This window comes from Ensifer sp. LC163 (genome assembly GCF_001695855.1).
Classification (GTDB): domain Bacteria; phylum Pseudomonadota; class Alphaproteobacteria; order Rhizobiales; family Rhizobiaceae; genus Ensifer.
The window spans coordinates 18,427-31,952 of the sequence record NZ_MBSS01000056.1; the positions used below are offsets into that span (position 1 = coordinate 18,427).

At 61.8% G+C, this 13,526-nt stretch carries 10 protein-coding genes; 4 read left to right on the forward strand and 6 right to left on the reverse strand.

Annotated features, from left to right (window positions below):
• Positions 1-1,113 (forward strand): ABC transporter permease, encoded by a 1,113-nt coding sequence (locus BC360_RS26450; RefSeq protein WP_065797444.1) that lies wholly within the window; start codon positions 1-3, stop codon positions 1,111-1,113.
• A gap of 3 nt (positions 1,114-1,116) precedes the next feature.
• Here the strand turns inward: BC360_RS26450 and BC360_RS26455 are convergent, their stop codons facing one another.
• Positions 1,117-1,719 carry an alpha/beta hydrolase gene (locus BC360_RS26455; protein WP_065784381.1) on the reverse strand — a complete coding sequence of 201 codons (603 nt, stop codon included), beginning with the start codon at positions 1,717-1,719 and terminating at the stop codon, positions 1,117-1,119.
• 66 nt (positions 1,720-1,785) lie between these two features.
• The gene (locus tag BC360_RS26460; RefSeq protein WP_065797445.1) at positions 1,786-2,718 is read right to left on the reverse strand and encodes a VOC family protein; all 933 of its coding nucleotides are present in this window, start codon (positions 2,716-2,718) and stop codon (positions 1,786-1,788) included.
• Positions 2,719-2,965: 247 nt separating this feature from the next.
• On the opposite strand from BC360_RS26460, the gene BC360_RS26465 reads away from it, so the two are divergent.
• Both BC360_RS26465 and BC360_RS26470 read left to right on the forward strand, forming a co-directional pair.
• A complete protein-coding gene (locus BC360_RS26465) occupies positions 2,966-4,792 on the forward strand; it encodes a sensor histidine kinase (protein ID WP_065797571.1) in 1,827 nt (608 codons plus the stop codon).
• Complete coding sequence (locus BC360_RS26470) at positions 4,789-6,156, forward strand: sigma-54-dependent transcriptional regulator (protein ID WP_065797446.1); 1,368 nt, start codon at positions 4,789-4,791, stop codon at positions 6,154-6,156. The genes BC360_RS26465 and BC360_RS26470 overlap by 4 nt, the downstream gene beginning before the upstream one ends.
• Before the next feature lie 264 nt (positions 6,157-6,420).
• Here the strand turns inward: BC360_RS26470 and BC360_RS26475 are convergent, their stop codons facing one another.
• Genes BC360_RS26475 through BC360_RS26490 form a run of 4 tightly spaced genes read right to left on the reverse strand, consistent with a single transcriptional unit; the run spans position 6,421 to position 11,723 of the window.
• On the reverse strand, positions 6,421-8,022 hold the full coding sequence (locus BC360_RS26475) for an ABC transporter ATP-binding protein (RefSeq protein WP_065797447.1): 1,602 nt from the start codon (positions 8,020-8,022) through the stop codon (positions 6,421-6,423).
• A 1-nt stretch (position 8,023) separates the two neighbouring features.
• Positions 8,024-9,154: an ABC transporter permease gene (locus tag BC360_RS26480; RefSeq protein ID WP_065797448.1), complete on the reverse strand. Its 1,131-nt coding sequence runs from the start codon at positions 9,152-9,154 to the stop codon at positions 8,024-8,026.
• A complete protein-coding gene (gene oppB / locus BC360_RS26485) occupies positions 9,147-10,070 on the reverse strand; it encodes an oligopeptide ABC transporter permease OppB (protein ID WP_065784375.1) in 924 nt (307 codons plus the stop codon). The genes BC360_RS26480 and oppB overlap by 8 nt, the downstream gene beginning before the upstream one ends.
• A gap of 54 nt (positions 10,071-10,124) precedes the next feature.
• On the reverse strand, positions 10,125-11,723 hold the full coding sequence (locus BC360_RS26490; RefSeq protein ID WP_065784374.1) for a peptide ABC transporter substrate-binding protein: 1,599 nt from the start codon (positions 11,721-11,723) through the stop codon (positions 10,125-10,127).
• A gap of 751 nt (positions 11,724-12,474) precedes the next feature.
• Here BC360_RS26490 and fba point away from each other — a divergent pair.
• The gene (fba, locus tag BC360_RS26495) at positions 12,475-13,518 is read left to right on the forward strand and encodes a class II fructose-bisphosphate aldolase (protein ID WP_065797449.1); all 1,044 of its coding nucleotides are present in this window, start codon (positions 12,475-12,477) and stop codon (positions 13,516-13,518) included.
• Positions 13,519-13,526 lie beyond the last annotated feature (8 nt).

Sequence of the window (13,526 nt, forward strand, 5' to 3'; positions counted from 1 at the left end):
ATGTGGTGGATCCGGCTCAAAGCATTGATCGTCAAGGAACTACTGGCGGTGCTGCGCGACCCCAAGGGCCGCGCAATCCTGATCGGGCCTCCGATCCTGCAGCTTCTTGTCTTTTCCTATGCGGCGACGCTCGAGGTGACGAATGTCGACATCATGGTTCTCAATCGCGACAGCGGCCACTGGGGCCACGAACTCGTCGAGCGGATCGATGGTTCTCCGACGTTTCGAAGCATCGCATTCACCGACGATCAAAACGAGGTGCGCGACGCCATCGACCGGCAACGCGCCATAGCCGCCGTAGAGATTGGCCCGACCTTCTCGCGCGACGTCGAGGCCGGCCGGCCGGCCGAAGTCCAGATCATTCTCGACGGACGTCGGTCGAATGCATCGCAGATCGTTTCCGGCTACCTCGGACGTATCGTCGGCGCCCTCGCCGCCGATACGCCGGCCGGCAAACGCTCAGCGTCCGAGGCAATCGCAGTCGTTCCACGCAACTGGTTCAACCCCAACCTCACCTACCAATGGTTCATGGTGCCCAATCTCGTCGCCAGCATCGCGCTGTTGATTGGGCTCATCGTCACTGCACTGTCGATCGCGCGCGAACGGGAGCTCGGCACCTTCGACCAGTTGATGGTGTCGCCGCTACGCACGCATGAGATCCTGATCGGCAAGCTGATACCGCCGATGATGATCGGGTTGTTCCACATCACGGTCTATATTCTCGCCGCCGTCTTCATTTTCGGCGTGCCGCTGCGTGGTTCACTGTTCCTGCTCTACGGCAGCGCGGTGTTCTATCTTGCCGCCGTCGTTGGGCTTGGTCTGTTCATTTCCGCGCTGTCGATGACGCAGCAGCAGGCAATCCTCGGTGCCTTCCTGTTCATGGTGCCGGCGATGCTGCTCTCGGGCTTCGCCACGCCGATCGAGAACATGCCGACCTGGCTGCAGCCGGTGACGTTGGTCAATCCGCTGCGCTACTTCCTGGTGATCGTGAAGGGGGTCTTCCTGAAGGATATCCCGCTGGCCGAGGTCGTGCACCAGACGATTCCGCTTTGCATCATCGCCCTTGTCACGCTCTCGGCCGCCTCATGGCTGTTCCGCCGCCGACTGGAGTGAGCGTTATCCCTTGATGAAACGCTCTATCGCGGAAATTTCATTCTGGCGGATGTCATGCCCACCGGCATGCCATTCGATATCGGTGACTGTGCCCTGCGCTCTGAAATAGTCCGCCAGGGCCTGTGTCTGAGGCGCTGGGCAAATCGGGTCGCGCTCGCCGGCCGTGATCAGGACATTGCGGCCCGCGAGCGCCGCATTGTCCGTTGGCCGGAACGGGATCAGCGGATGCATCAGGATCGCCTTGTCGAAAAGGCCGTTCTCGATAAGCACGTTGGCAAGAATGTTCGCCCCGTTCGAGTAACCGAGGCCGATGATCTGCGAAGCATCGTGTTCCTTGGCCAGGGTCTGGACGAAACCAGCCATCTTTTTCGTGGCTCGGTCGAGGTCCGCCATGTCGTAGACCCCCTCGCCGGTCCGCTTGAAGAACCGGGCCGCCCCATGCTCCGACACGTCGCCGCGCGGCGATACAATCGTCGCTTCGGGCATCAGTTGCGCGCCGAAGGTGAGGAACTGGTTTTCGTCGCCGCCCGTGCCGTGGAAGACGAAGACGATCGGATTGCCGGGCTGGCCGGCCTTCAGTTTGTGCACATAGCCATGATCGGCCATAGAAATCTCCTTGTTGCTTGCCGGATGTAGCATCGGCGGCAATACTGGCCCCGGCCGCCGTACGCTTCAGGCTTCCAACTTCTGCAGGTGGTTTTCGAGAACCGGGCGCAGGTGCTTGTGCTGCTGCGGCAGCTTCAACGCCTCGCCGAGATGAGCCAGATCCTCATCGCGGTTGAAGCCCGGCTCGTTGGTGGCGATCTCGAACAAGACACCGCCCGGCGTGCGGAAATAGATGGCCCAGAAATAATCACGGTCGATCACCGGCGTGACCTGATAGCCTGTATCCATCAGAGCCTTGCGGACTTCGAGCTGCTTTTCGCGATTGTCGACGGCAAAAGCGATATGATGCACTGAGCCCGCCCCCTGGGCTGCGCGGTTGAGGTTCGGCATGGTCTCAAGGTCGATCAAGCCCGCGCCATTCCCATTGGGCATGATCAGGCGGGTGACGCCGTCCTTGCGATCCAGCTCCTCGTAGCCCATGAACTGCAGCAACTCCGCTGTCGCCCCTTCGTCGCGCAGCCGCATTGCCGCCGAATGGAAGCCGCGGATCGCATGGTCCTGCGAAACGCCGCCTTCCGTCCAGGGCGCCCGCGGATCGTCGCCGACTTCGACAAGTGCAAAGCCGTCGCCGTCCGGGCCAGCGAAGTTCAATCGTTTTTCACCGAAGGTCTGTTCGTCCTTGAGCCCGGTGACGCCGAGGCTCGAAAGCCGCTCGCGCCAGAAGCCGAGCGATCCCTCGGGAACGGAGAAAACCGTCGTGCCGACTTCCCCGGTGCCGGCACGTCCGCGCGGCATCTGCGGGAAGGGAAAATAGGTCATCACCGTGCCGGGAGTGCCGGCTTCGTCGCCATAGTACAGATGATAGACATCAGGGGAATCGAAGTTCACCGTCTTCTTGACGCGGCGCATGCCCAACGTCTTGGTGAAGAACTGATTGTTGGTGAAGGCGTCGTCCGCCATTGACGTCACATGATGCAGGCCCTTGATCTGATTGAGCATTGCCGGGATCCTTTCCGCCCGCCAAGATCGGGCTTTGTCATGACGCATAGATGCGCTCATCCGGGCCGTTGCGAAAGACAGCCGCGACCAAACGCATTGTCAACGAATGATTGACGATCGAATAAAATCGTTGAACGAACAGTGAGCAAAGGCGCCCTGTCTTGTGGGCGGAGCGACCGCTGCTTAAGATCGGTGGGGCCAAATGCTGGCTGTCGGGAACGTGCGGGAGGAGGAGCCCAGACATTCCGTGAAGTACCGCCTGGTCGTTGCTGTCATTCTGTTGCCGCTGGCGGTTGCCGCGCTCACCTGGCAGGGCAATGCCGTGGCCACGCGCAGCTATCTCGATGAGGCATCGGCGCAGGCAAATACGGCACTCAGGCTCGCTGTCGCGGCTCTGGACGGCCACCTCAACCGCTACCAGGCCCTGCCCGCCTTGATCGCCGATCACGACGACATTCAGGAGCTTGCCACCCGCCCGCGTGACCGCCGATTGAGAGAAGCCGTGAACGCTTACCTCAAGGATATCAATGCGCTTCTCAACTCGTCCGATATCTATGTGATCACGCCCGACGGCGACACGATTGCCGCCAGCAACTATGACGGTCCGACGAGCTTCGTCGGGCAGAATTTCAGCTATCGGCCCTACTTCCAGGAGGCCCTGCAGGGGCGGCAGTCGCGGTTCTATGCCCTTGGCACGACGTCGCTGAAACGCGGCTACTATTTCGGCTCGCCAATCCGCGTCGGCGAAGACATCCGCGGCGTCATCGTCTTCAAGGTCGACATCGAGAGCATCGAGGCATCCTGGCAGGGAGGTGAGTACAAGATCTTCGTTTCCGACCCGGAGGGTATCATCTTCATGTCCGGCACGCCGGAATGGCTCTATGCGTCTGTCCTGCCGCTGACGCCGGAGCGGCTTACACGCACGGAGACATCAAGGCGCTACGCCAATGCGACATTGCGAGAGCTGCCTATGACGCCCGGCCGCCTCACCGATCACGACCTGGTCACGGTCGCTACTGGCGATACCAGCCGGGAGTATCTGCTTCTGTCGCATTACATGGCCGATGCCGACTGGACGGTGAACGTTCTGACCGACACGGCATCCGTTCGGACCCAGGCGCTGACCACCGTCATCGCCGCCTTGCTGCTCATATGCCTCACCGGCCTCGCAGCCGCCATTCTCTGGCAGCGCCGCGCCCGGCTTAACGAGCGCATCTCGATGCAAGCGGAAGCCCAGGCCGAACTCGAGCGAAGCGTCGACGAACGCACCGCCGACCTTGCTCGCGTCAACGTGCAGATCGAAGAGGAAGTCGCCGAGCGGCGCCAGACCGAACAACAGCTGCGCCGGACCCAGGCCGACCTCATCCAGGCGGGCAAGCTCGCCGGCCTCGGGCAGATGTCGGCAGCGCTGTCGCACGAGTTCAACCAGCCGCTGGCGGCGGCAAAGACCTATGCCGACAGCGCAGCCCTGCTGATCGAGCGCGGACGCGCCGAAGAAGCGAGCGACAACATCCGGCGCATTTCCGGTCTGGTCGACCGGATGGCGGCGATCAGCCGGCATCTGCGCAATTTTGCGCGCAAGCCAAACGAGAAGCTGGGGCCGGTGCTGATCGAGGATGTCGTACGCGACACGATGGAGATCGTTGCTGTCAGGCTCAAGGCGGCGGCGGCCGAAATCGACATCGATCTCGGTGACGTGCCGCTGGTGGTTCGCGCCGGCTCAGTCCGTCTGCAGCAGGTTTTGGTCAATGTAATCTCCAACGCTGCTGACGCCGTCGAGGGCCTGGACGATCGCCGCATTCGCCTTCGCGCCTGGAGCGAAGGCGACAAGGTCGTGCTTGCGATCAGCGACCGTGGTCCCGGCGTGCCTGCCGCGATCGCCGAACGCATCTTCGACCCGTTCTTTTCAACCAAAGGCGTCGGCAAGGGACTAGGCCTTGGTCTGTCGATTTCCTATAACATCGTCAAGGACTTCGGCGGCAGCCTGATTGCCACGAACCTCGCTGAGGGCGGCGCAGAGTTCCGTATCGAACTTCCCGTCGCCGATGACCTGGGCAAGGAGGCCGCCGAATGATCGAAAGCCGTGTCCTGCTCGTCGATGACGAAGAGGAGTTGCGCCATTCGAGTGCGCAGGCGCTGGAGCTCGCCGGCTTCCGCGTCGATACATTCGCCAGTGCCGAGCACGCCCTGGAGTTCATCGGCTTCAGCTTTCCCGGCGTGGTCATCAGTGACATCCGCATGCCGGGCATCGATGGGATGACCTTCCTGCAGCGTATTCGCGAGATCGACGTCGAGGTGCCGGTCATCCTTGTCACCGGCCACGGCGATGTGCAGCTGGCCGTCCGGGCCATGCGCGAAGGCGCCTATGATTTCGTCGAGAAACCCTTCACCGCGCAGATGCTCGCCGGCACCATACGCCGCGCGCTCGACTGGCGCGCGCTGGTGCTCGAAAACCGTCGCCTGAAGGCGGTTGCCGGCAAGCGCGACGACATCGAACAGCGCTTGCCCGGTCGCAGTCAGGTGATGGTCGATCTTCGCTACCGGGTGCGCGCGATCGGCGCGTCCGACGCCGACACGCTGATCATCGGCGACACCGGCGTTGGCAAGGAGGTCGTGGCTCGCACACTGCACGATCTGAGTGGCCGGGCGAACAATCCCTTCATCGCCATCAACTGCGCCGCCCTGCCCGAAAACCTGATCGAGAGCGAGCTTTTCGGACATGAGCCCGGGGCATTCCCCGGCGCGATCCGCCCACGCTACGGCAAGTTCGAACATGGGCGTGGCGGCACGATCCTGCTCGACGAGATCGGCTCGATGCCGATCGATCTGCAGGCCAAATTTCTGCGCGTGCTGCAGGAACGCGTCATCACACGGCTCGGCTCCAATGAAGTTGTACCGCTGGATGTTCGCTTTATCGCCACCAACAAGGTGGATCTCGAGCAGGAAGTGGCCGCTGGCCGTTTCCGGCCCGATCTTCTCTACCGCCTCAATGTCGCAACGCTGCGCGTGCCGCCGCTTGCGCAACGCCGCGCCGACATTCCACTGCTGTTCCTGCAGCTCGTGCGCGAATCCGCTGCGCGCTACGGCCGCGACGACGTCGAAGTGTCGCAGATCTTGCTGGCGGAGATGGCGGAACGCAACTGGCCGGGCAATGTGCGCGAACTGCGCAACGCTGCGGAAAGGCTGGTGCTCGGGCTCGACGCCTCTTCGAACGATGCGACCTCGGCCGTGCCGAATGGCGGTCGCCTGGCCGACAAGGTCGCAGCCTTTGAGAAAGGGCTGATTGCCAGCGCCATAGCCACCCACGGCGGCGCGCTGAAGCCGGTCTACGAATCCCTCGGCATCTCGCGCAAGACGCTCTATGAGAAGATGCAGAAATTCGGGCTCGACAAGAAGCTCGTTGCCACAGATCTGACAGGCGAAGGCGACGGGCGATAGCACCGTCGAGGAAGCGGCAACGCGAGCCTACTGCATAATTCCTTAAATCGGAATCGATTTAAGGAATTATGCAGTAAGTTTAGGGTGTTACAGCGTCCTTAGCGCGTCATATCTGACGCGCGGCGCTGTAGAGGCGCGTTGTTTCAGGGTCACGCGCGCATGGCGGGCCGAAATGCTAGGCCGGAGACGATCGAGCACCCGGTCCCAAACGAAAACAGGGGCGCGGATGCCGCGCCCCTGCAATGCAATCATGCGGATCATGCCCTACACGTTGAAGGCGGCTCCAATCAACGTCTTGGTGTAAGGTTCCTTCGGGGCCTCGAAGATCCCGTCGGTATGGCCTTCTTCGACGATCTTGCCGTTCTTCATGACGATCACGTAGTCCGACATCGCCTTCACCACCGACAAATCGTGGCTGATGAAGATGTAGGACAGGCCATGCGAGCGCTGCAGATCGCGCAGCAGCTCGATCACCTGGCCTTGCACCGAGCGGTCCAAAGCCGATGTCGGCTCGTCTAGAATGACGACCTTCGGCTTCAGGATCACCGCCCGCGCAATCGCGATGCGCTGCCGCTGGCCACCCGAAAACTCGTGCGGATAACGGTTGCGCGACGCCGGGTCGAGGCCGACTTCCTTCAGGGCTTCGATGGCGCGGCGGTCGCGGTCACCGCGGCTGAGCTCAGGCTCGTGTACCTGGAGACCTTCGGTGATGATTTCGCCGACGGTCCGGCGTGGAGAAAGCGAGCCGTAAGGATCCTGAAACACCAGCTGCAGCGCACGCCGCAACGGACGCATCTGGCCGCGGTCGAAGCCGGAGATGTCGGTGGCCCCGAAGCGGTAGTAACCGCTGCTCGGCAGAAGCCGCAGCAATGCCCGCCCGAGCGTCGATTTTCCGGAGCCGGATTCACCGACCACGCCGATCGTCTGGCCTTCGCGAAGCCGCAGGTTGACCTTGTCGACCGCGCGGAAGACCGCGTTGCCTCGGGTGAAGAAGCCGCCGCCAATCGAGTAATCGACAGAAACGTCCCGGCCTTCAAGGATGATCGGCGCGTTGTCGGCCGGCGGTGCCTTGCGACCGCTCGGTTCCGCCGCCAGCAGCATCTTCGTGTAGTCGGCCTGCGGCCGCTCGAAGATGTCGGCGGTCGTTCCCTGCTCCACCACTTCGCCACGGCGCATCACCGCAACACGTTCGGCAAAATGCTTGACGATGCCGAGGTCGTGCGTGATCAGCACGATCGCCATGCCGAAGCGCTGTTGAAGCGACCTCAGGAGATCCAGGATCTGAGCCTGGATGGTCACGTCGAGCGCCGTCGTCGGCTCATCGGCAATCAAGAGATCCGGTTCGTTGGCAAGCGCCATCGCGATCATCACACGCTGGCGCTGACCGCCCGAAAGCTCGTGCGGATAGCTGTCGATGCGCCGACCCGGGTCCGGGATGCCCACAAGCTCCAGCAGTTCCAGCACGCGCTTGCGCGCCTGTTTGAACGTGCCGCCGCGGTGGTGCACGATCGGTTCGGCGATCTGCCGGCCGATGGTGTAGAGCGGGTCGAGTGAAGTCATCGGCTCCTGGAAGATCATGGTGATCTTGGAACCGCGCACACCGTTGAGCGCCTTGGGCGAAAGCCCCACCAGCTCCTGACCGCGGTAGCGGGCAGAACCGGTAACGGTGCCGTTCTTGGCGAGCAATCCCATGATGCCCATCATGGTCTGGCTCTTGCCCGAACCGGATTCGCCCACGACCGCGAGTGTCTCGCCGGTGCGCACATCGAGATCGATGCCCTTGACCGCCTCGACTGTGCCGTCCGGCGTCGAGAAGTTCACCTTGAGGCCGCGAACGGCCAGAATGGTTTCGTTGGTGTCTGCCATATCAGCGGTCCTTCGGGTCGAGCGCGTCGCGCAGGCCGTCGCCGACGAAGTTCAGCGAGAACAGCGTCAGAACAAAGAAGATGGCCGGGAAGATCAGCAGCCAGGGTGCCGACTGGATGTTGTTGGCGCCTTCCGAGATCAACGCGCCCCAGCTCGTCAGCGGCGCCTGGACGCCGAGGCCGAGGAAGGAGAGGAAGCTCTCGAGCAGGATCACCTTCGGCACGACCACGGTGACGAAAACGATGACCGGACCGATGGTGTTCGGAATGATGTGCCGGCGGATGATCTGCCAGTCCGTCAGACCGAGCGCCTGGGCTGCGCCGACGAATTCCCGTCGTTTCAGCGCCAGCGTCTGACCGCGCACGATACGGGCCATATCCAGCCATTCGACTGCACCGATGACCAGGAAGATCAGGATGAACGAGCGTCCGAAGAAGACCACGAGCACGACGACGAGGAAGACGAAGGGCAGAGAATACATGATCTCCACCAGTCGCATCATGACGTTGTCGACGCGGCCGCCGATGTAACCCGAGGTCGCGCCGTAGACGACGCCGATGCCGAGCGACACCAGACTTGCCAGCAGACCGACGGCAATCGAGATCTGGCCGCCGAGCATGACGCGCACCAGCAGATCACGGCCGTTCGAATCGGTGCCGAACGGGAAATACTCGCGGTTCACCTGGCCGGTCACCTTGAGCGTACGACCTTCGTCCTCGGTCGCGACGACCTGGGTGTCGCGGAACTCGTTGGCGCGATCGAAGTAGCGCGTCGCGCGGGCATCGATCGGCTGCTCCGAGGTGATCGTTGCGGTGAAGGTCTCACCGTCGATGTTGAACTCCTTGAGCGTGACGCGTGCGCGTGTCGCGATCCCTTCCATCACCCCTTGCAGGGTGGACGTATCCGGACGCGGCTCGAGGCTCGGGCCGATCGAAACGTAGGACGGGAACACCTGATCGTAGGTGTGCGGCGAAAACAGCGGACCCAAGAACGAAAATATCGCGATCAAGGCCAGCATGACGCAGCCGGCCATGGCGGCGCGGTTGCGCTTGAAGCGCATGGCCGCCAGCTGGAAGAGGCTGCGCCCCTTGGTTTCCGGCGTTGCCGCCGGCGTCTGGACGATATCAGTCATGGCGAACCCTCGGATCGAGCAGGCCGTAGAGAATGTCGACCAAAAGATTGAAAACGATAACGAAGATGGCGACGAGAATAACAGTGCCCATCACCAGCGTATAGTCGCGGTTGATCGCCCCAAGGACGAAGTAGCGGCCGACGCCCGGGATGGTGAAGATCGTCTCGACGACAGCCGAACCGGTGAGCAATGCCGCCGCGCAAGGCGCGAGGTAGGAGACGACCGGAAGCATCGCACCGCGCATGGCGTGCGTGACCACGACGGTCCTTGCCGGCAAGCCATAGGCCTTGGCGGTTCGGATATGGTCGGTATGCAGCGCCTCGATCATCGAGCCGCGGGTAAGGCGTGCGAAGACCGCGAGCTGCGGTAGTGCGAGCGCGATCATCGGCAGGATCAGAAAGCGCATCGAACCGTCGCCCCAACCGCCGGCGGGCAGCCAGGACAGGATGATGGCGAAGACCAGCGTCAGCACCGGGCCGACGACGAAATTCGGGACGGTGACGCCAAGCGTCGAGACCGACATGATCGTGAAGTCGAGGATGCTGTTTTGCCGGAGTGCGGCGATCGTGCCGGCGATGACGCCGCCGATCACTGCAAACAGCAGCGCGTACAGGCCGAGCTCCATCGAATAGGGCAAGCCCTTGCCGATCAACTGCGCGACGTTGTTGTCCTTGTAGATGTAGCTCGGGCCAAAGTCGCCGGTCACTGCATTGCTGAGATAGTGAACGTATTGGCGCCACAGGGGCTGGTCGAGCTGATACGTCTTCATCAGGTTCGCCATCGTTTGTGGCGGAAGAGGACGCTCGAGGTTGAAGGGGCCGCCAGGGGCAAACCGCATCAGGAAAAAGGAAATGGTGACGACGATAAACAAGGTCGGCACCGCACTCGCCAATCGGCGAAGGATGAAGGAAATCATGGACGTGCTCCGGAGGCGACGCGCGGCCTTTTCACCGCGCGTCGTCCCTGTTCGTTATTCGGCGACGCTCAGGAACCGGCTCAGGTGCTGGTTCGGCGAGTTGTCCTGCCAGCCCTTGACGCGGTCGGAGACCAGCCACAGGTCGGCCTGGGTCAGAAGCGGAGCGATCGGCTGTTCCTTCATCAGCAGGGCTTCGGCTTCATGCAGCAGCTTGGAGCGGGCTGCCGGATCCTGTTCCTCGTAGGACTTCTTCATCAGGCCGTCGAAGTCAGCGTTTTCGAAGTGGCCGTAGTTGAAGGTCTTGTTGGAGCTGAGGCTGAGAGCAAGGAAGTTCTCGGCATCGGCGTAGTCGGCAACCCAGCCGGCGCGCGCAACGTTGAACTTGCCGCCTTCCTGCAGGTAGGCGTAGTGCGAGGACACGTCGAGGTTCACCAGCGACACCTTGGCGCCGAAGGTGTTCTTCCACATGTCGGCAACGGCCGTGGCAACGCGCTCGTGGTTCGGGTTGGTGTTGTAGCGCAGCTCGATTTCGAGCGGCTTGCCACCTTCGCCGTAACCGGCTTCCTTCATCAGGGCCAGCGCCTTGTCTTCGCGATCGAGCTGCGACACGGTGCCGAACTCGGCCTTGGACGGCTCACCGTAGCTCTCGATGCCCGGAGGCACCATCGAGTAGGCCGGCAGCTGCGAACCGGCGTAGATTTCCTTGGCGAGGAAGTCACGGTCGACGGCCATCGACAGGGCCTGGCGAACGCGAACGTCGCTATAGGGCTCCTGGCGGGTATCGAAGGCGTAGTAGTAGGTCGCGAGCGTCGGCGAAACATGGACTTGATCGCCATGGGACTTGCGCAGACGATCGAGCTGATCGGCCGAGAAGTTGTAGGCGAGGTCCATTTCCTTGGCTTCGAAGCGGCGAACCGAGGCGGCCTGGTCGTCGATCGGGTAGAAGATCACCTTGTCGAGCTTGACGTTGGCGGCATCCCAGTAGTTGGCGTTCTTGACGACGGTCAGGCTGTCGTTCGGGACGTGCGCGGCGAGCGTGAACGCGCCGTTCGAAACCATGACGCCCGGCTTGACGAAGTCCGTGCCGTTCTTCTCGACGCTTGCCTTGCTGACCGGAAGCGCGGTCTGGTGTGCCAGCAGTTCCAGGAAGAACGGGGTCGGGCGCTCAAGCGTGATTTCGAGCGTCTTTTCGTCGACGGCCTTCATGCCAAGCTGGTCGGTCGGCACTTCGCCCTTGTTGACCTTTTCGGCGTTCTTAATCGGGAAGAGAATGTTGGCGTAGCCGGCCGCGACCTTCGGGTCTTCGACACGGCGGAACGAGAAGACGAAGTCTTCGGCCGTCACCGGCGAACCGTCGGACCACTTCGCGTCAGCGCGCAGCTTGAAGGTATAGACCGTACCGTCGTCCGAAAGCTCCCACGTTTCGGCAGCCCCCGGGACAATCTTGCCCGAGGCGTCATAGATCGTCAGGCCTTCGTAGAGATCCTTGAGGATGAACTCTTCGATGTTGATCGACGTATGGGCCTGGTCCAGCGTCTGCGGCTCACCGGCGTTGCCACGATGCAGGACAGCTTCGGCAAGAGCCGGGCTTGCTCCGATGAGCAGCGAACCGATCAGCGCGGCGGCGCTAAGGTTGAGTTTCAGTGAGGCCATTTCGTTTCTCTCCTTCCCCTTTTTTGGGTTTGTGATCGCAGGAGAGAAGTGCAAATCTTTCTCAAACGCAAGGCGGATTCTGCAGCGCGCTGCATCTTTATCTATAGACCCGCAATTTTATGAAATCAAAGGTTGTATTTCGTTTGCGATCGTTTTCGTCGTTTTTGCGACGCGGATGTGACAACCGGGCCGCAATCCACGCGTTTCTACTGTAACGTTTTAGGTGCAAGCTCGGCTCTGCCGGCTTGCCGGCAAGAATCGGCCGCCGTGCAAACTTCGTGAATTCAGGGCGCAGTTTACGTAATGTGCGGAAAGAAAAGGAGGCTTTGCCGCAATCTTCTTGCAGAACGTTCACCGCGCGATGACACTGTGTTTCCCTATAGGCCGTTTTGACCCCGGTGCAAGCCGCCATCAGTGCGCGCAAAAGTGGCATTTGACCAACTCGGCCCGCCAATCGGTGACGCACCACTAGAAAGCGAAACGGTTAAATCCACCCTGTTGCATCCAGTCCACAGTAAAATCGATTGAAGCGGGTTCGGCATCCCTCGCACCCGGCCTCCGGCCCGTTGCCAAACCACTTTGATGAACTATTGTGCGCCAGACTTCGGTGGGCGCGACCATTTCGCGCGTTGTCGCGTCGCACAGCAATTCCGGCCATCGACAGGCGTCGATGAAACCATGTGCGGCGTCCTGGCCGGACCATTTTTCGTGGCGCACCAAGCTGTGCCGAAACACTAAAGGGAGATATCGAATGGCATTGATCACATTGCGGCAACTGCTCGACCATGCGGCGGAGAACGACTACGCGCTGCCGGCGTTCAATGTGAACAATCTGGAATATATTCAGGCCGTTATGCGCGCTGCCGATGCCACCGATTCTCCGGTGATCCTTCAAGCAAGCCGCGGCGCCCGTTCCTATGCCGGTGACGCCTTCCTGCGCCACTTGATCCTGGGCGCCGCCGAAGAATACCCGCATATCCCTGTCTGTCTGCACCTTGACCACGGCGACCAGCCGTCGACCTGCATCTCGGCGATTACCAACGGCTTCACCTCCGTCATGATGGACGGTTCGCTGGAGAAAGACGGCAAGACCGTTGCCAGCTATGAATATAATGTCGCGGTAACGGCGGAGGTCGTGAAGATCGCCCATGCGGCCGGTGTTTCGGTCGAAGGCGAACTCGGCTGCCTCGGCAACCTGGAAACCGGCGCCGGCGACAAGGAAGACGGCCACGGCTTCGAAGGCAAGCTGTCGCGCGAGGAGCTGCTGACCGATCCGGAACAGGCTTTCGATTTCGTCACCAGGACCGGTGTCGATGCGCTTGCCGTCGCCATCGGCACCAGCCATGGCGCCTACAAGTTCACCCGCGAGCCGGACGGCGAGATCCTGTCGATCGAAACAATCGCCAAGATCAACAAGCGCCTGCCGAACACCCACCTCGTCATGCATGGGTCGTCCTCCGTTCCGAAGGACCTGCAGGACCTGTTCAACACCTATGGCGGCAAGATGAAGCCGACCTGGGGTGTACCGGTCTCGGAAATCCAGAAGGCGATCCCGCTCGGTGTCCGCAAGGTCAACATCGACACCGACCTGCGCCTGGCCATGACCGGCACGATCCGCAAGAACTTCGCCGAAAACCCGGAGAATTTCGACCCGCGCACCTACCTGAAGCCGGCAACGGCTCTCATGACCGAGGTTTGCAGGGAGCGTTTCGAAGCCTTCCGCACCGCAGGCAAGGCGTCGAAGATCCGCACCCTGCGCCTGCCCGAGATGGCCAAGCGCTACGCCGCCGGCTGATTGGCTTG